Here is a 17,781-nt window from a genome sequence, read left to right as displayed (position 1 = left end):
CCCCCTCCCCACCCCTCCCCCGCACGCGGGGGAGGGAGCGCAAGCGGAACCGCCTGTCGCCAAATCGCTTCGTTCGACGTCATCGAGTGCCGATGGACCTCGTCGAAGGGCACAGCCTGCTCCCTCCCCCGCACGCGGGGGAGGGGTGGGGAGGGGGAGCCGCGACCAGTGTCGTCAGCGACGCAATCCTAAGCTGATCAGCTCCCGAGATGCCGCTGGTCCTTCACGCGCACCGCCTTGCCCTGCGAGCGGGGGACCTCGCCGGGGCGCTTGGCGACGATCTCGCAGGTGATGCCGATCGTCGACTTGATGCGGTGCTGCACCTCGTGGCCGACGCGCGCCAGCGTCGCGTCGTCCTGCGCGACGTCGGGGGCGACCTCGACCTCCACGGCCATGTGGTCGAGCGCGTTGCGGCGCGTCAGCACGATCTGATAATGCGGTGCGATGCCGGGCAGGCCGACCAGCACGGCCTCGACCTGCGACGGGTACACGTTGACGCCGCGGATGATCATCATGTCGTCGTCGCGGCCGGTGACCCGCATGATCCGCACATGGCTGCGGCCGCAGGCGCACGGCTCGTCGATCAGGCGGGTGATGTCGCGGGTGCGGTAGCGCACCATCGGCAGCGCCTGCTTGGTCAGCGTGGTGATGACCAGCTCGCCGGTGGCGCCCATCGGCAGCGGCTCGAGCGTCTTCGGGTCGACGATCTCGAACAGGAAGTGATCCTCCCAGCCGTGCAGGCCGGCCTGCGCCGTGCACTCGCAGGCGACGCCGGGGCCGAGGATCTCCGAGAGGCCGTAGATGTCGATCGCCTGCAGGCCGAGCCGGGTCTCCAGCTCCGCGCGCATCTGCTCGCTCCACGGCTCGGCGCCGAACACGCCGGTCCGCAGCTTCAGCGCGTCGCGCCGGATGCCGCTTTGCTCCGCCACCTCGGCGATGTTGAGCGCGTAGGACGGCGTGCAGCACAGCACGTTGGCGCCGAAGTCGCGCATCAGCGTGACCTGCCGCTCGGTCATGCCGCCGGAGACCGGGACCACCATGGCGCCGAGTCGCTCGGCCCCGTAATGGGCGCCCAGCCCGCCCGTGAACAGGCCGTAGCCGTAGGCGACATGGACAATGTCGTGTCGCGTGGCGCCGGCTGCGGTCAGGCAGCGCGCCATCAGGTCGGCCCACAGCGCGATGTCGTCCGCCGTGTAGCCGACCACGGTCGGCTTGCCGGTCGTGCCCGACGAGGCGTGCACCCGCACCACGTCCTCGCGCGGCACCGCGAACATCCCGAACGGGTAGTTGTCGCGCAGATCGGCCTTGCCGGTGAACGGGAAGTGGCGGATGTCGGCGAGCGTCTTCAGATGATCGGGCGTGACGCCGTGCTCGGCGAAGCGGCGGCGCGTGTGCGGCACGTTCTCGTAGGCGCGCGTCAGCGTCGTCTTCAGGCGGGCGAGCTGGAGGGCGGCGAGCTCCGCCCGCGGCATCGTCTCGGCGGCGGGATCGAACAGGGCCGCCACGGGGGCGGGCTTCAGGGCCGGCCGGTTCATTCATCTCCCCTTCGGTCTTCGCGCGACCACGGGGCTGAAAACCCTGTCGCCGCGACGCGGGTGAGCGATGTCGGGGGTACCGGCCGCCGGTCGATCCGGGGCGTGCGGGCGAAAGAGGACGCACGGCAACAAACGGAACACCGCGGTGGCTCGGAAGCGATCGCGTCGGTCTAATAATGATGTGTCCATACGGGATGCGCCGGCGCAGCGCAATTGCGCAGAATGCCCGACGGACGAAGCGGCGTTGCGAGCTGATCAGATCGGGCGCGCCGGAACGGCGGCGCGCGCCGCCGTCTCATATATTCGCAATGATGAAATATAGATCGTGGTTATGGCGCGGTGCGCGCGGCGGTTCAGCAGACGCGCGTATCAGCTCATCTTTTGCATAATGCGGAAAATTGCATCAGCGAGCACCTGGCAGCCCAGCACGATGTCCGCGTCCGCCGTGTTCTCGGAGACATGGTGACTGATGCCGCCGATGCTCGGCACGAACAGCATGCCGGCCGGCAGCACGCGGCCGAGCTCCATGGCGTCGTGTCCGGCGCCGCTCGGCAGCAGCACCGGCGCATGGCCTTGCGCCTCCGCGGCGGCCGACAGGGCGGCGACGATGGACGGGTCCATCGGGGTCGGGGCGACCACGGTCGGGCGCACCATGGCGACCGCGACGCCGCCGCGGTTCTCCGCCGCGACGCGCTCGGCGAGCGCCTGCTCCATGCGGTCGAGCAGCGCCACGTCGAGGTCGCGGATCTCGACCGCCATCTCGGCCTCGCCCGGCACCACGTTGGCGGCGCCGGGGCGGAACGCCATGGCGCCGATATTCCACACCGTCTCGGCGGCTGCGAAGCCCGGGAACGCCTCGCCGATCCAGGCCGCGATCCGCACGAGCGCTGCACCGGCGTCGCGCCGCATCGCCATCGGCGTGGTGCCGGCGTGGTTCGCGGCGCCCGTCGCGGTCACGCGGAAGCGGCGGATGCCGGTGATGCCGGTGACGACGCCGATCTTCTTGCCCGATGCCTCGAGCCGCGGCCCCTGCTCGATATGGGCCTCCAGGAAGGCGACATGGCGGGCCGGATCGAGCCGGAACGGCGCCGGCGCGTCGGCGAGGGGTGCCAGCGCGGCCGTCAGGGTCGCGCCGTCCTCGGCGCGGGCCGCCGCGATCTCGCCGTCGCGCAGCGTGCCGCAGAACGAGCGGCTGCCGAGGAACGGCAGGTAGGTGCCTTCCTCGTCCTGGAACGAGGCGACGTCGATGCCGACCGGGCCGGACGTGCCGCTCTCGCGGAACGCGCGGGCGATCTCCAGGCCGAAGATCACGCCCATGGCGCCGTCGAGCCAGCCGCCGCGCGGCACCGTGTCGGTGTGCGAGCCGATCAGGATCGCCTTGGCGGCGGCCGGGTCGCGGCCCAGCACGTTGCCGACCCGGTCGAGCCCGGCCTCGAGCCCGGCCGCCGCCAGCTTGTCGACCAGCCAGCGCCGCGCCACGAGATCGGTCTCGGAGAAGGCGATCCGGTCCACCCCGGGAGAGAGGCCGCCGAAGCGGGCGAGGGTACGCAGGTCGTCGAGCAGGCGGTCGCCGCGAATGGCGATCATCGGGGGGCTCCGGAAAACGCGATGCGCCGCCGCGACCGGGGCCGCGGCGGGCGAAGCTTTGGACGGGACTGCGAGCCGGGCTCAGGCCTTCGGCACGACGATGCGCCGATAGAGATGCCAGGTCGCGTGACCCAGCACTGGTAGCACGACCACGAGCCCGAGGAAGCCCGGAAGCGCGGCGACGATGAGCAGGAGCACGATCGCGGCCGCCCACCCGATCATCGGCAGCGGGCTCGTCACCACGGCGCGCACGCTGGTGATCATCGCGGTGACGAAGTCGACGTCGCGATCGAGCAGCAGCGGGAACGACACCACGGTGAGCGAGAACAGGACCAGCGACAGCGCCGCTCCGACCACGTGCCCGAGCAGGAGGAACAGCCAGCCCTCCGGCGTGGTCGTCACCACGGTCAGGAACTCCTGCATGGTCGAGAAGCTGCGCAGGCCCAGCATCAGGGCGAGCAGGAGCCGGACCTGGTACATCCAGATGACGAAGACGAACAACGTCACGAACGCCATCCAGCCGAGCTCGCGGTGGCGCTGCTCGAAGATCGTGCCGAGCACGCCCGACCAGGAGAGCGGCACGCCGGCCTCGCGGCGGCGACTGACCTCGTAGAGGCCGACCGCGACGAACGGGCCGAGCAGGGCGAAGCCGGCGGCGAGCGGGTAGGCGAGATAGCCGACGCCGGCCCAGAACGCGCAGGCGACGATCGCCAGCCCGCCGGCGGCGTAGAACGCCCCGAAGGCGAGGCCGTAGAGCGGCGCCGCCTGGAAATCGCGCAGACCGAGAATGACGGCCTCGGCGATGTCGCGCACCGTGACGGCGCGGACCTGCGGATCGGAGCGGCGGACGGCCGGTGCGGCCTCGGCCGCACGGGTTTCGGGCAGACTGGTGGAGAGACCAGTGGACAGGCCGGTGGTGTGGGCGGCGTCCTGGTGGCTCATGGCGACCCCCTTGGCACGCTGGCGTTTCCTCGATCCGCAGAGTTACGGAGACACCGTCCGGTGGCAAGGGGGTGCGGCCACGCGCGCGATCACCATCCCGAGAGGGGCTTGCGCCGTGGCATCGCCGCGTGCCCCGGACAAGGCGCGTCGGGCCGCAGGCCCGACGCGCCGCAGAGCCGGGGCCCAGGGGCGGCACGACGGGTCTCTCCGTCGGGACACGCTCGGCATGGCCGAAGGTCTGGGTCCCGGCTCGGGCTGCATCGCTTCCGCGCTGCAGCCCGTCCGGGACACGGACGTGGCCTCCGCGCCCTGCCGGCGAGCAGGAATGAACCTGCAGCCCGCGCCGGCGTTGGCCCATGCGGGCATCGGGGCCGGCACTCTCCTGACGTGATGCGGCGGGCATTGCGCGATCGCGACCGCCGTTCGGCGAGCATCGCGGCGCGCGATCACGGGTCCCGACGGCAAGCGCGAGGGCGGCCGCGACGGCCGTCGACTCCGGCCGCTCGGCCGGACGAGCGGGAGCAACCGGCTTGCACGACGTTCTCGACGATCCCTATCGGCTCGGTCATCCGCGCAAGGCCCCGCATCTCGGGCGACGGGCCTTCCGGTCGTTCATCCACTTCTTCTCGTATCACCTGTTCCTCAAGCGAGGCAGCCGCCGCACCGTGGATGCGGCCGGCTTCCGGCTCGCCGTGCTGCCGACCGTGTTCGATCCGCGCCGCTTTCTCACCAGCGAGTTCTTCGCCGCCCATCTCGGCACGCTCGACCTCGGCGGCTTGCGGGTGGCCGATGTCGGCACCGGCTCCGGGATCCTGGCGCTGGCCGCCGCGCGCGCCGGGGCCGAGCGGGTGCTCGCCGTCGACATCAACCCGAACGCCGCCCGCGCCGCCGTCGAGAACGCCGCCGCCAACGGGCTCGGCGACCGGGTCGCCGGAATCGGCTCCAATCTCCTCTCGGCCGTCGCGCCGGAGCCGATGTTCGACCTGATCTTGTCCAGCCCGCCGTCCTTTCCGGGCGAGCCGCGCGACGTCGCCGACCGCGCCTGGGTGGCGGGGCCGGACTATCGCGACATCGCCGGCCTGTTCGTCCAGGCGCGCGAGCGGTTGACGCCGGGCGGCCGCATGCTGGTGCTGTTCTCGTCGGATTCCGACCTGCACCGGCTCGGCGCCCTGATCAGCGAGGCGGGCTTCGCGGCCCGGCTTGTCGGCGAGCGCTCGATCGTGCTCGAGTCCTTCGTGCTCTACGAGCTGCGGCCGGTGTGACGCCGCCGCCGGGGAGGGACGGGGCCGGAGGCGCGGTTTGCGACGCGGCGGCCGATCACCTAGGGTCCGGCCCGCGGCGATCGGGCCGCGCCCACAGTCCTGTTCGCCATGACCACGCCCGCGTCCCCGGCCGCCGACCCGGCGTCCGCCTTTCCGCCGCCCTCGCACCCGCGCCTGATCGTGCCGCGTCGTTTCGCCGACCAGCGCGGCTGGTTCTGCGAGACGTGGAACGCCGCGCGCCTCGCCGGGCAGGGGCTCGACGTCGCCTTCGTCCAGGACAACCAGTCCTGGTCGGCACGGCGCGGGACGGTGCGCGGCCTGCATTTCCAGGTGCCGCCGCACGCTCAGGGCAAGCTCGTCCGCGCGGTGCGGGGGCGCATCCTCGACGTCGCCGTCGACATCCGTCGCGGCTCCCCGACCTACGGCCGGTTCGTCGCCGTCGAGCTGACCGCGGCCGGCGGCGAGCAGCTCTGGGTGCCGGTCGGCTACGCCCATGGCTTCTGCACGCTCGAGGACGACTGCGAGGTCGCCTACAAGGTGACCGACTTCTACGCCCCGGCGACCGAAGCCGGCCTCGCCTTCGACGATCCGGCCCTCGCCATCCCGTGGCCGGTCGCTCCCGGCGAGGCCAGCCTGTCCGACAAGGACACGCGCTATGGCGGGCTCGCCGGCTTCGAGAGCCCGTTCGCCTACGACGGCGTGCCGCTGCGCCCCGAACTCGTGACGCCCTGACCCCGCGCCGGATCGTGCAAGCGGACCGGGCGGCGTCCTGACCGGGCGATGTGATTCGCCCCGGAACCGGGAAAGCGCTTCGCAACGGGACGTCGCCGGAAAAGTTCGAATGCGATCGAACCGTCTAGCGGCAGGCTAACTCTCACCCTCGAAAGCAGTCTCGGCTCGGCCGTCCGCACCCTCCCGGTGTGGCGGAAAAGCCATGTCTTTTAAGAATTGCTGGCGAGAATAATCGATAAGGACGCCGGAACCTTGTTGGGGAGTCGGCGTTCTACTACCACGGCGCGATCGAGCTGCGACGCGCCGAGCAACACGGGGGGCTCTCGTGACCGACACGACGTGTGATGAAGTGCAGCGTGCGTGCCCGCGGACGATCATGGTCGGATCGTCGGCGCTCTACGGTCTCTCTGCGATCGCGCTCGGCGCGGCGCTGAGCGTTCTGTCAGTCGGTACGGCCGACGCCTCCTATTATTACTATTACGGCCAGCCCGGGATGCGGGCGGCGCCCGGCGGATACGTCGTCCCGGCGCAGCCGCGGCCGGCCCGCAAGGCCAAGCGCACCAAGACCGAGGAGCCGAAGAAGGACACCGCCGCGGTGCGTCAGCCGCGCGGTCCGCTCGTCGTCTCGGTGTCGATCGGCGAGCAGCGCGTGCGCGTCTTCGACGGCGCCGGCCAGATCGCCGAGGCGCCGATCTCGTCCGGCACCAAGGCGCACCCGACCCTCACCGGCGTCTTCAGCGTGATCCAGAAGAACCGGCATCACTACTCGAACCTCTATGCCGGCGCGCCGATGCCCTACATGCAGCGGCTGACCTGGTCCGGCACCGCCATGCACACCGGCGTGCTGCCCGGCTATCCGGCGTCGCACGGCTGCATCCGGCTGCCCAACTCGTTCGCCTCGCAGCTCTGGGGCATGACCAAGCTCGGCACCCGCGTCGTCGTCGCCCGCTCGGCCGTCGTGCCGGTGGAGGTCTCGCACGCCCAGCTCGCGCTCCTGAAGAAGAAGCCCGATCCGGCGACCCCGGTCTCCGACCTGTCGCGCGCCGCCGGGAAGACTGCATCCGCCCCCGAGGCGACGGCCACCGACGCGCCGAGCCCGGCCGTTCCGGCCGCCATTCCGGTGTCGACCGAGGCCGCACCGGCCGCCCCGGCGACGGCCGCCCCCGCGGGCGAGACGACCCCGGTTCAGCCGGCGCCCGTCACGGCCGCGCCGACCGGCGCACCGACGACGGACGCTCCGGTCACGGCCGAGCCGGCCGACGGGATCGTTCCGGCCATGCCGGTCGCCGAGCAGGGCCCGCCGCCGCGGCCGCTGAAGCCCGGCCCGGTCGCCATCTTCATCAGCAAGAAGGAAGGCAAGCTGTTCGTCCGCAAGGGCTTCGAGCCGATCTACGACACCCCGATCCAGATCGCCGACCCCGACAAGCTGCTCGGCACCCACGTCTTCACGGCGACCGGCTTCGCCGAGGACGGCCGGACCCTGCGCTGGACCGCGATGACGCTGCCGCCGGAGCTGCGCGCCGAGGCGACCGCGGCGCCGCGCAAGGGCGGCAAGGCGCAGCCCGCCGCGCCGATCGCCACCGGCCCGTCGGCGTCGGCCCAGGAGGCGCTCGACCGCGTCACCCTGCCGCCCGAGGCCGTCGAGGTGCTCGCCCCGCTGATGTCGGCCGGCGCGTCGCTGGTCGTGTCGGACAAGGGCCTCGGCCCGCAGACCGGGCGCGGCACCGACTTCATCGTCCTGACCCGCTGAGCGGGCCGGCCGGCACGGTCGCCGGCACACCGACCATCGTTCGAACAGCCGGGGCTCTGCCCCGGCTGTTTTGATTCGGCGTGGTGCTGGTGCGCCCTCTCGGGCGCGGGGCCGGGTCGCCGAGATAGTCCTGGAAACAACCACCTCGGTGCGTTAAGGACTCGTTTTCCGATCCTGCCGGACCGGCTTTCAGGAGTGGCGGTGCGCGTCGGCGTGCCGCCGGGGCGTCGATTCGCGACGCCCGGGTCCGGCGCTCGCGGCGCCCGTCGCCGCCCGCGGTGCCGCGCGGCGCTTCTGCCGTTCCGTGGCCCGCTCTCCGGGTCGGTGCACGGGGTGGGGGCATGCCGGAGGTCGGACTCGGTCTTTGGTGCATCGCGGGCTTTCTCGGGATCGGCGTGCTCGCCACGATCCTGGGCAAGCGCGCGGTCGCGACGCCGCTGGTCTACGGGCTCACGCTCGTGGTGGCGCTCGCCGCCGTGCTGGTGGCGTTGACGACGCTGCTCGGCGGCACCGGGCCGACCACCGTGGTGCTGCCGATCGGCCTGCCCGGGGTCGGCGCGCATTTCCGGCTCGATGCGCTTTCCGCCTTCTTCATGCTCGTCGTGAACCTCGGCGCCGCGGCGGCGAGCCTCTACGCCATCGGCTACGGCCGCCACGAGCACGCGCCGATGCGGGTGCTGCCGTTCTTCGGGCCGTTCCTGGCCGGCATGAACCTGGTGCTGCTCGCCGCCGACGCCTTCTCGTTCCTGCTCTCCTGGGAGTTCATGTCGCTCGCGTCGTGGACGCTCGTCGTCTCGAACCATCGCGAGCCGGCCAACATCCGCGCCGGCTACATCTATCTCGTGATGGCGAGTTTCGGCACGCTGTGCCTGCTGGTCGCCTTCGGCCTGCTCGCCACGGCCGGCGGCAGTGACTTCACCTTCGCCGGCATGCGCGGCGCGACGGTCGGCGGGAGCGTCGCCGCGATGGCGACCGTACTGGCGCTGGTCGGCGCCGGCTCCAAGGCCGGCCTGGTCCCGCTGCATGTGTGGCTGCCGCTCGCCCATCCGGCGGCGCCCAGCCACGTCTCGGCGCTGCTCAGCGGGGTGATGACCAAGGTCGGCGTCTACGGCTTCATCCGCATCGTGTTCGACGTGATCGGCGACTTCTCGTCCTGGGCCGGGCTCGTCGTCGTGCTGGCGGGCGGCGCCACGGCGGCGCTCGGCGTGCTCTACGCCGTGATGCAGCGCGACCTCAAGCGACTGCTCGCCTACTCGACGGTCGAGAACATCGGCATCGTGTTCATCGGCCTCGGCCTCGCGCTCGCCTTCCGGGCGAACGGGCAGGGCGGGGCGGCGGCGCTCGCCCTCACGGCGGCGCTGTTCCACGTGTTCAACCACGCGATCTTCAAGAGCCTGCTGTTCTTCGGGGCCGGCGCCGTGCTGACCGCGACGGGCGAGCGCGACATGGAAAAGCTCGGCGGCCTGATCCACCGCATGCCGCAGACCGCCGTCGTCTTCCTGATCGGCTGCATGTCGATCGCGGCGCTGCCGCCGCTCAACGGCTTCGTCTCGGAGTGGCTCACCTTCCAGGCCATCCTGCTCAGCCCGCAACTCCCGCAATGGGGCCTGAAGTTCGCCGTGCCGGCGGTCGGTGCGCTCCTGGCGCTCGCTGCGGCGCTCGCCGGTGCCTGCTTCGTCAAGGCGTTCGGCGTGGTGTTCCTGAGCCGGCCGCGCTCGCCGGCGGCCGCGCAGGCGACCGAGGTCGACGGCTTCATGCTCACCGCGATGCTGATGCTCGCCTGGCTGTGCATCCTGGCCGGCACACTGCCGGGCTTCGTGGTCGACGCGCTGGCACCCGTCGCCCGCCAGCTCGCCTTCGTGTCGCTGCCGCCGCAGGCCGGGCTGCCGTGGCTCTCGCTGGTGCCGGTCGCCGACAGCCGCAGCTCCTACAACGGCCTGATCATCTTCTTCTTCCTGATCGCCTCCGGCACCATGACGGCCGTGCTGGTCCACCGCCTCGCCTCGCGCGAGACCCGTCGCAGCGCCATCTGGGACTGCGGCTATCCGCTCGACAGTCCCGTCACCCAGTACACCGGCTCGAGCTTCGCCCAGCCGATCCGCCGGGTGTTCGGCACCGTGGCGTTCGGCGTCGTCGAGACGGTCGACATGCCGCGCCCCGGCGATCTGCGCGCCGCGCGCTTCCGCCTGCGGGTGCGCGATCCGGCCTGGCGGTTCCTCTACGGGCCGCTGGCGCGCGGCGTGCTGCGCAGCGCCGTGCGGCTCAACCGGCTGCAGTTCCTCACCATCCGGCGCTATCTGGCGCTGGTCTTCGCCGCCCTGATCGTCCTCATGCTGGTGGTGGCGATATGGCGCTGACCATGGACCCGGGCCTCGCGCTCGACCTCGCACTGCAGCTCCTGCAGATCACCATCGTGGTGGCGATCGCGCCGCTCGTCATGGGCATCACGCGAAAGGTGCGGGCGCGCCTGCTGCGCCGGCGCGGGCCGCCGCTGATTCAGCCCTATCTCGACCTGTGGAAGTTGTTCCACAAGGAGGCCGTGGTCGCCGACAACGCCTCCTGGGTGTATCGCCGCGCCCCTTACGTGATCTTCGCGGCGACCTGGGTGGCGGCCGGCCTGGTGCCGACCTACGCGACCGGGCTCCTGTTCTCGTGGTCGGCCGACCTGATCGCCGTCGTCGCGCTGCTCGGCACGGCGCGCTTCGCGCTGGCGCTCGCCGGCATGGATGTCGGCACCGCGTTCGGCGGGCTCGGCGCCTCGCGCGAGATGATGATCGCCTCGCTGGCCGAGCCGGCCATGCTGCTGATCGCCTTCGCGGTCGCGCTGATCGCCGGCACCACCCAGCTCTCCGCCATCGCGGCGCTGTTCGCCACCGGCGAGGTCGGGGTGCGCGTCTCGCTCGGTCTCGCGCTGCTCGCCCTCGTCATCGTCGGCATCGCCGAGAACGCCCGCATCCCGGTCGACAATCCGGCGACCCATCTCGAGCTGACCATGGTGCACGAGGCGATGATCCTCGAATATTCCGGGCGCCATCTCGCCATGATCGAGGCGGCGGCCCAGCTCAAGCTGGTGCTCTACTTCTCGCTGGTCGCCTGCCTGTTCGCGCCGTTCGGCATGGCGACCGCCGACAAGTCGCTCGCCGCCATGGCGCTCGGCCTCGTCACCTGGATTGTGAAGATCGTCGCCTTCGCGGTGCTGCTGCCGATCGCCGAGACGACCGTCGCCAAGATGCGGGTGTTCCGCTATCCGGCCTTCCTCGGCAGCGCCTTCGCGGCCGCGGCGCTCGCCGTGTTCCTGCGCTTCGTGTCGCGGGGGTTCTGATGAAACGGCGTGGCCCCGCACTCGGTCTCTTTTCCACCTCTCCCCGCCGGGGAGAGGTCGGATCTCGCGCGAGAGCGCGAGATCCGGGTGAGGGGGGGCCGAGCCATCCAATCGGCGCCGTAGCCCCTCACCCCGGTCGCGCCTTCGGCGCGCCCGACCCTCTCCCCATGGGAGAGGGCAAGACGGCGGCGAGGCCAGCATGAATCCGCTGTGGTTCGACATCGCGCATCTGTTCGCCGCCGGCGTGCTGGTGCTCAGCCTGGTGCTGCTCTACCAGGACCGCATCACCGCGGTGATCAACGTGTTCGCCCTGCAGGCCGTGGTGCTGTCGCTGTCGGTCGGCTGGCAGTCGGTCGTCCAGGGCGCGCCGCATCTGCTCGTCACCGCCGCCATCGCGCTCATCGCCAAGGGATTGATCATCCCGATGGCGCTGCACCGGATCGTCCGCCAGCTCGACATCCACCGCGAGGTCGAGCGCGTCGTCTCGGGCGGCCCGACCATGCTGGCCGGGCTCGGCCTGATCGCGCTGTCGATCCTCTTGGTGCAGCCCGTGGTCGAGACCGCCGACCCGGTCGCCCGCGAAGACTTCGCCTTCGCGCTCGCCGTGGTGCTGCTCGGGCTCCTGCTGATGATCACGCGGCGCAACGCCGTCACCCAGGTGGTCGGCTTCATGTCGCTGGAGAACGGTCTGATCCTCGCCGCCACCGGCGCCAGGGGCATGCCGCTCGTCGTCGAGGTGTCGGTCGCCTTCTCGGTGCTGATCGCCTTCATCGTGTTCGGCGTCTTCGTCTTCCGGATGCGCGAGCGGTTCGACACCGTCGACGTCAACGTGCTCGACCGCTTCCGCGGCGAGCGACGGGAGCATCTGTGATGCGCCAGATGATGTGTTTGGGGGCGGGCACGGTCGTTCCCTCTCCCCGCTGGCGGGGTCGCGCGATTGCGCGACAAGAGGGTGGCTCGCCGCGCAGCGGCGAGACGGGTGAGGGGGCGTCTCCGCGAAGCAGAGATGCGCGGCGGCGCCCCCTCACCCGGATCGCTTCGCGATCCGACCTCTCCCCGCGCGCGGGGAGAGGTGAGTCCGCGCCGGAGCGCTGCCGATGATCGCCGATCTCGTCGCCGCGCTTCCCGTGTCGCCGTCCACCCTGGTGCTGGTGGTGCCGACGCTCGCCGTGCCGGTGCTCGCCGCGATCTCGGGCTACCGGACGAGCGCCGGCCTCAACGTACTCGCCTCCGGCCTCACGCTCGCGGCCGCGCTGATGCTGCTCGCCGTGCCGCACACGCGCGGCGACTTCCTGATCGTCGACGACTTCAACATCTTCCTCGTGGTACTCACCGCCTTCGTCGGCTTCACCACCAGCGTCTACAGCGCGAGCTATATCGGCCACGAGCTGGAGACCGGCAAGCTGACGCCGGCGTTCCTGCGCTTCTATCACGCCATGTACCAGGCCATGATGGGCGCCATGAACCTCGCGCTCCTGTCCAACAACATCGGCCTGATGTGGGTGGGGCTCGAGGTCGCGACCCTCGCCACCGTCATGATGGTCGGCATCTATCGCACCGCCGAGGCGATCGAGGCGGCGTGGAAGTACTTCATCCTCGGCAGCGTCGGCATCGGCCTCGCCTTCTTCGGCACCATCCTGATCTACATGGTGTCGTCGAGCGTGATCGGCAGCGGCGTGCCGGCGATGGCGTGGGACGAGATCGTCCGCAACGCGGCCGCGCTAGACCCGAAGCTCCTGTCGCTCGCCTTCGTGTTCCTTTTGGTCGGCTACGGCACCAAGGTCGGGCTGGCGCCGTTCCACGCCTGGCTGCCCGACGCGCATGCCGAAGGCCCGACGCCGATCTCGGCCGTTCTCTCGGGCCTGCTCCTCAACGTCGCGCTCTACGCGCTGCTGCGCTTCAAGATGGTGCTGGCCGGCAATCCGGCGACCATCGACGTCGGCGCCATCCTGATGACGCTCGGGCTCGTCAGCCTCGTGTTCGCCGGCTTCATGCTGTACCGGCGGCGCGACATCAAGCGGCTGTTCGCCTACTCCTCGATCGAGCACATGGGCATCGCCACCTTCGCGTTCGGCATCGGCGGGCCGCTCGCCAACTTCGCCGGTTTGCTGCACATGACCATGCACTCGCTGGTCAAGTCGGCGATCTTCTTCGCCGTCGGCCATGTCGCCCAGGCCAAGGGGACGCAGCGCCTCGCGGACATCGGCGGGCTGTCGTCGACCCATCCGGTGCTGGCGGTCGGCTTCGCGCTCGGCGTCATCGCCATCGTCGGGCTGCCACCCTTCGGCGTGTTCATGAGCGAGTTCCTGCTCGTCTCCACCGCCTTCTCGCGCCAGCCGATCCTCACCGTGGTGCTGATCGCCGGCCTAGTTCTGGCGCTCGGAGCATTGCTGATGCGCATGCAGCAGGTGATCTTCGGCGAGCCGCGTGGAAAGTCGGAGCCCGTGAAAGCGTCCTACGTGCCGCTGTTCGTGCATCTCCTGCTCGCCCTGGTCGCCGGCCTGTGGCTGCCGGAGGCGCTGGTGCGCTGGTTCCGCGGCGTCGCCGCGCTGCTCGGGTGACCGTGATGGCCGAGACTGCGACGACCGACACCGTCAAGACTGGAGACCGCATCACGGCGCTGCTCGCCGACGCCGATGTCGCCGGTCCGCAGCGCCCGTGGCCGCGCTATCTGGTCGACGCCACCGTGTTCGAGGCGATTGCCAAGCTGCTCGGCGAGGGCGAGCGCGACATGCTCGGCCTGTGGGCCGAGGCCGGGGCCGTGCATCTCGCGTTGCGCCGCGTCGGCGAGGATCCGTGCGTCGTCTCGACGCCCGTGATCGACGGCCGCTTCCCGTCGGTCGGCGTGCGTCACGCCCCGGCGATCCGGCCCGAGCGGGCGATTCGCGATCTCTTCGGCTACGAGCCGGTCGATGCGCCGGACCTTCGGCCGTGGCTCGACCACGGTGCCTGGACGGCATCGGCGCCGCTCGGTGCGGCGGGACCCGCGGTGCCGCGCGATCCCGCCGACTATCAGGTCCTGCCGGTGCGGGGCGAGGGCCTGCACCAGATCCCGGTCGGTCCCGTGCACGCCGGCATCATCGAGCCCGGGCATTTCCGCTTCACCGCGAACGGCGAGACCGTGGTGCGGTTGGAGGAGCGGCTCGGCTACGTCCACAAGGGCATCGACGGGCTGCTCACCGACGCGCCGCTCGATCGCGCCGCCAAGGTGGTGGCGCGCGTCTCCGGCGACTCGACGGTCGCTTCGAGCTTCGCCTTCGCCCGCGCCGTCGAGGCGGCGCTCGGCGTCGTGCCGCCGCCGCGCGCCGTCGTGGTGCGCGGCGTGATGGCCGAGCTGGAGCGGCTCGCCAATCACTTCGGCGACATCGGCGCGATCTGCAACGATGCCGCCTTCGCCATCGTGCTGGCCCACTGCGGCATCTTCCGCGAGAGGATCCTCGCCGTGTCGGCGGCCGTGTTCGCCCACCGGCTGATGATGGACATGATCGTGCCCGGCGGCGTCACGGCCAACGTCACGGCCGAGGGCGCGAAGCTGATCGTCGAGACGCTCGACGCGATCACGCCGGCCTTCGAGGAGATCGTCCGGCTCTACGAGGACACGCCCTCGATTCAGGACCGCACCTGCGGCACCGGCCATCTTCCGGCGGATCTCGCGCGCCGCTTCGCCGCTGGCGGACCGGTCGGCCGCGCCTCGGCGCGCGACTTCGACGCGCGGCGCGATCTCGCCTACGCGCCCTATGCGGGCCGCGCCTTCGAGGTGCCGGTGTTGACCGCCGGCGACGTCGACGCGCGCATCCAGGTGCGCATCCGCGAGGTCGCCGCGTCGATGAAGCTGATCCGCGAGCTCTTGCGCGCGCTGCCGGGCGGGCCGGTGTTCGCGGCCCTGCCGGACGGGACCGAGGCGTGCGAGGGCATCGCCGTCACCGAGGCGTTCCGCGGCGACTTGCTTGTTTGGCTGCGCCTCGCGCCCGGACGCATCGTCGCGCGCGGCCACGTCCGCGACGCCTCGTGGTTCCAGTGGCCGCTGCTCGAGGCGGCGATCGAGAACAACATCGTCGCCGACTTCCCGCTGTGCAACAAGTCGTTCAACTGCTCGTACTCGGGAGCCGATCTGTGAGGCCGGGGTTCCTCGATCCGCTCGTCCCCGCGAAGGCGGGGACCCAGGAGCGACACCCACAGGCCTGTCATGGCCGGGTTCGTCCTTCACCTCTCCCCAGCCGGGAGAGGTCGGATCTCGCGCAAAAGCGCGAGATCCGGGTGAGGGGGGGGCGAGGCCTCCATCGGCTCCGTAAACCCTCACCCCGGACGCGAGCTCGCGCGATGCCGCGAACACACTGGGTCTCGCCCCCATGCGCACCCTGATCCTGAAATCGCTGTTCGCGCGGCCGGTGACGCAGGCGGCGCCCGATGCGTCGGCGGCGGCGCTCGACGAGGTGGGGCGCGCGCTGGAGAGCCGGGTGCGCCGCGTCTACGGCCGCTCGCTGTCGATCCGCGAGGTCGACGCCGGCTCGTGCAATGGTTGCGAGCTCGAGATCCACGCCCTCAACAACGCCGTCTATGACTGCGAGCGTTTCGGTCTGAAGTTCGTCGCCTCGCCGCGCCACGCCGACGTGCTGATGGTCACGGGTCCGGTCGCCCGCAACATGAAGGTCGCGCTGGAGCGCACCGTCGCGGCGACACCGGCGCCGAAGTTCATCGTCGCGGTCGGCGATTGCGCGGCCGGCTGCGGCGTGTTCGGCGCGAGCTATGCGGTGGTCGGATTGGTCGACGCGGTCGTGCCGGTCGATCTCACCTTGCGCGGCTGTCCGCCGCGGCCGATCGATCTCCTGCAGGGCCTGATCGCGCTGGTCGACAAGGCGAGCGGTCGCGCCGTGCGCTGAGCCGCGAGCTTGCCCAACCTATGCCTTTTTGTGCGATCTGCTATACTACGAATGGACAGCTAGACCCCTCCTGATAACTCTCGCCGCGGAAATTCAGCAAATTACTTTCGCGGTGGGGTTTTTCATGTCGACGCTGACCATGCATGTCGAGACGGGCACGCCCGTCCGCGCCAAGAAGGCTTTCTATCATACGCTGTATGTCCAGGTGCTGTTCGCCATCGTGATCGGCGGGCTGCTCGGCTGGCTGTCGCCCGCGATCGCCACCAACGACTGGATCAAGGCGCTCGGTGACGGCTTTATCAAGCTGATCAAGATGGTGATCGGCCCGATCATCTTCTGCACCGTGGTCTCGGGCATCGCCCATATCCAGGACGCCAAGAAGGTGGGCCGCGTCGGCGTCAAGGCGCTCCTCTATTTCGAGGTGGTGTCGACCTTCGCGCTGGTCATCGGCCTAGTCGTCGGCAACCTGTTCCCGGTCGGCCACGGCATCGGGGCGCAGGCCAACGCCCAGGCGGTCGCGAAATACGCGCAGCAGGCCGGCGAGCACAAGACCGTCGACTTCGTCCTCGGCATCATCCCGGACAGCGTCGTCGGCGCCTTCGCCAAGGGCGACATCCTGCAGATCCTGCTGTTCTCGATCCTGTTCGGTTTCGCGCTGATGATCCTCGGCGAGCGCGGCCACGGGGTGCGCACCCTCATCGACGACCTCGCCCAGGGCGTGTTCGGGGTCATCGCCATCGTCATGAAGGCGGCGCCGATCGGGGCCTTCGGGGCCATGGCCTACACGATCGGCAAGTTCGGCCCGGCGGCGCTCAGCAATCTCGCCGGCCTGGTCGGCCTGTTCTATCTCACGGCGGCGCTGTTCGTGTTCGTCGTGCTCGGCACCATCGCCCGCATCGCCGGCTTCCGCATCACCCGGTTCCTCGCCTACATCAAGGACGAGCTGCTGATCGTGCTCGGCACCTCGTCGTCCGAGAGCGCGCTGCCGCAACTGATGCGCAAGCTCGAGGCGCTCGGCTGCTCGAAGTCGGTGGTCGGCCTCGTGGTGCCGACCGGCTACTCGTTCAACCTCGACGGCACCAACATCTACATGACGCTCGCCACCCTGTTCATCGCCCAGGCGATGGGGGTGACGCTGAGCTTCGGCGACCAGATCACCATCCTGCTCGTCGCGATGCTCACCTCGAAGGGCGCGAGCGGCGTCACCGGTGCCGGCTTCGTCACCCTGGCCGCGACCCTGACGGTGGTCAATCCGGCCCTGGTGCCCGGCATGGCGATCGTCTTCTCGATCGACAAGTTCATGAGCGAATGCCGCGCCCTGACCAACCTCACCGGCAACGGCGTCGCCTGCATCGTGGTGTCGTGGTGGGAGGGCGAGCTCGACCGCGACAAGCTGCACGCCGCCATGTCGCGCAAGCCCGCCGAGGTCGGCCACGCGACCTGATCGCGAGCCGTCACGCCGAGCAAAAAAGAAACCGGCCGCCCCTCGGGGCGGCCGGTTCGCATGTCGGATCCGGGGCGGCGGCTGCGGCCCCCCGGTCGTCTGGCGTGATCAGGAGATCGTCACCAGCGGCTGGTCGGCGTCGACCGCGTCGCCGTCCTTGACGTGGATGCCCGTGATGGTGCCGGCCTTGTGGGCGCCGATCACCGTCTTCATCTTCATCGCCTCGAGCACCACGACCTGATCGTCGACATCGACCTTGTCGCCGACCTTGACGCTGACCTCGAGCACCACACCGGCGAGCGGCGCGAGGCGGTCGTCGGCGCCGCC

14 protein-coding genes are annotated in these 17,781 nt (G+C 70.7%); 10 read left to right on the top strand and 4 right to left on the bottom strand.

All coding sequences use genetic code 11. The features are described 5' to 3' along the window. Nucleotides 1-197 precede the first annotated feature (197 nt). The 3 genes from CCR97_RS26430 to CCR97_RS26420 form a co-directional block, all read right to left on the bottom strand. Entirely contained in the window at nt 198-1,535 is a 1,338-nt protein-coding gene (locus CCR97_RS26430; protein WP_111360614.1) for a phenylacetate--CoA ligase family protein, read from the bottom strand. A gap of 369 nt (nt 1,536-1,904) precedes the next feature. Continuing rightward, nucleotides 1,905-3,122, bottom strand: coding sequence for a hydantoinase/carbamoylase family amidase (locus tag CCR97_RS26425; RefSeq protein ID WP_111360445.1), 1,218 nt, complete (start codon nt 3,120-3,122; stop codon nt 1,905-1,907). 81 nt (nt 3,123-3,203) lie between these two features. Then, nucleotides 3,204-4,064, bottom strand: coding sequence for a DUF2189 domain-containing protein (locus tag CCR97_RS26420; RefSeq protein ID WP_111360444.1), 861 nt, complete (start codon nt 4,062-4,064; stop codon nt 3,204-3,206). A gap of 530 nt (nt 4,065-4,594) precedes the next feature. Here CCR97_RS26420 and CCR97_RS26415 point away from each other — a divergent pair. From CCR97_RS26415 to CCR97_RS26370, 10 genes are all read left to right on the top strand, one after another. Continuing rightward, nucleotides 4,595-5,326: a 50S ribosomal protein L11 methyltransferase gene (locus CCR97_RS26415; RefSeq protein ID WP_111360039.1), complete on the top strand. Its 732-nt coding sequence runs from the start codon at nt 4,595-4,597 to the stop codon at nt 5,324-5,326. 108 nt (nt 5,327-5,434) lie between these two features. Continuing rightward, a complete protein-coding gene (gene rfbC / locus CCR97_RS26410; RefSeq protein WP_111360040.1) occupies nt 5,435-6,058 on the top strand; it encodes a dTDP-4-dehydrorhamnose 3,5-epimerase in 624 nt (207 codons plus the stop codon). A gap of 376 nt (nt 6,059-6,434) precedes the next feature. After that, nucleotides 6,435-7,808, top strand: coding sequence for a L,D-transpeptidase (locus CCR97_RS26405; RefSeq protein ID WP_111360041.1), 1,374 nt, complete (start codon nt 6,435-6,437; stop codon nt 7,806-7,808). Nucleotides 7,809-8,149: 341 nt separating this feature from the next. After that, nucleotides 8,150-10,165, top strand: coding sequence for a hydrogenase 4 subunit B (hyfB, locus tag CCR97_RS26400; RefSeq protein ID WP_111360115.1), 2,016 nt, complete (start codon nt 8,150-8,152; stop codon nt 10,163-10,165). Continuing rightward, the gene (locus CCR97_RS26395) at nt 10,156-11,130 is read left to right on the top strand and encodes a respiratory chain complex I subunit 1 family protein (RefSeq protein ID WP_244670681.1); all 975 of its coding nucleotides are present in this window, start codon (nt 10,156-10,158) and stop codon (nt 11,128-11,130) included. The genes hyfB and CCR97_RS26395 overlap by 10 nt, the downstream gene beginning before the upstream one ends. Before the next feature lie 199 nt (nt 11,131-11,329). After that, nucleotides 11,330-12,001, top strand: coding sequence for a hydrogenase-4 component E (locus CCR97_RS26390; protein ID WP_111360765.1), 672 nt, complete (start codon nt 11,330-11,332; stop codon nt 11,999-12,001). A gap of 226 nt (nt 12,002-12,227) precedes the next feature. Then, nucleotides 12,228-13,691 (top strand): hydrogenase 4 subunit F, encoded by a 1,464-nt coding sequence (locus tag CCR97_RS26385; protein WP_111360135.1) that lies wholly within the window; start codon nt 12,228-12,230, stop codon nt 13,689-13,691. Between the two features lie 5 nt (nt 13,692-13,696). Next, complete coding sequence (locus CCR97_RS26380; protein WP_111360136.1) at nt 13,697-15,247, top strand: hydrogenase large subunit; 1,551 nt, start codon at nt 13,697-13,699, stop codon at nt 15,245-15,247. 232 nt (nt 15,248-15,479) lie between these two features. After that, nucleotides 15,480-16,010, top strand: coding sequence for an NADH-quinone oxidoreductase subunit B family protein (locus CCR97_RS26375; protein ID WP_111360258.1), 531 nt, complete (start codon nt 15,480-15,482; stop codon nt 16,008-16,010). A 124-nt stretch (nt 16,011-16,134) separates the two neighbouring features. Then, a complete protein-coding gene (locus tag CCR97_RS26370) occupies nt 16,135-17,454 on the top strand; it encodes a dicarboxylate/amino acid:cation symporter (protein WP_111360256.1) in 1,320 nt (439 codons plus the stop codon). A gap of 108 nt (nt 17,455-17,562) precedes the next feature. On the opposite strand, the gene CCR97_RS26365 is transcribed toward CCR97_RS26370, so the two are convergent. Further along, a partial coding sequence (locus CCR97_RS26365; protein WP_338049143.1) for a biotin/lipoyl-containing protein occupies nt 17,563-17,781 on the bottom strand: 219 nt, incomplete at its 5' end.

The organism is Rhodoplanes elegans, from assembly GCF_016653355.1.
GTDB lineage: Bacteria > Pseudomonadota > Alphaproteobacteria > Rhizobiales > Xanthobacteraceae > Rhodoplanes > Rhodoplanes elegans.
Note: the sequence above shows the minus strand (reverse complement) of the source record. Positions and strands in the feature narration are given on the sequence as shown.

What these genes read in the sequence shown, in the direction of transcription:
- CCR97_RS26425 (WP_111360445.1), bottom strand. Translation starts at nt 3,122, where the DNA reads ATGATCGCCATTCGCGGCGACCGCCTGCTCGACGACCTGCGTACCCTC.
- rfbC (WP_111360040.1), top strand. Translation starts at nt 5,435, where the DNA reads ATGACCACGCCCGCGTCCCCGGCCGCCGACCCGGCGTCCGCCTTTCCG.
- CCR97_RS26420 (WP_111360444.1), bottom strand. Translation starts at nt 4,064, where the DNA reads ATGAGCCACCAGGACGCCGCCCACACCACCGGCCTGTCCACTGGTCTC.
- CCR97_RS26395 (WP_244670681.1), top strand. Translation starts at nt 10,156, where the DNA reads ATGGCGCTGACCATGGACCCGGGCCTCGCGCTCGACCTCGCACTGCAG.
- CCR97_RS26370 (WP_111360256.1), top strand. Translation starts at nt 16,135, where the DNA reads ATGTCGACGCTGACCATGCATGTCGAGACGGGCACGCCCGTCCGCGCC.
- CCR97_RS26375 (WP_111360258.1), top strand. Translation starts at nt 15,480, where the DNA reads ATGCGCACCCTGATCCTGAAATCGCTGTTCGCGCGGCCGGTGACGCAG.
- CCR97_RS26430 (WP_111360614.1), bottom strand. Translation starts at nt 1,535, where the DNA reads ATGAACCGGCCGGCCCTGAAGCCCGCCCCCGTGGCGGCCCTGTTCGAT.
- CCR97_RS26390 (WP_111360765.1), top strand. Translation starts at nt 11,330, where the DNA reads ATGAATCCGCTGTGGTTCGACATCGCGCATCTGTTCGCCGCCGGCGTG.
- CCR97_RS26380 (WP_111360136.1), top strand. Translation starts at nt 13,697, where the DNA reads ATGGCCGAGACTGCGACGACCGACACCGTCAAGACTGGAGACCGCATC.
- CCR97_RS26405 (WP_111360041.1), top strand. Translation starts at nt 6,435, where the DNA reads ATGGTCGGATCGTCGGCGCTCTACGGTCTCTCTGCGATCGCGCTCGGC.
- hyfB (WP_111360115.1), top strand. Translation starts at nt 8,150, where the DNA reads ATGCCGGAGGTCGGACTCGGTCTTTGGTGCATCGCGGGCTTTCTCGGG.
- CCR97_RS26385 (WP_111360135.1), top strand. Translation starts at nt 12,228, where the DNA reads ATGATCGCCGATCTCGTCGCCGCGCTTCCCGTGTCGCCGTCCACCCTG.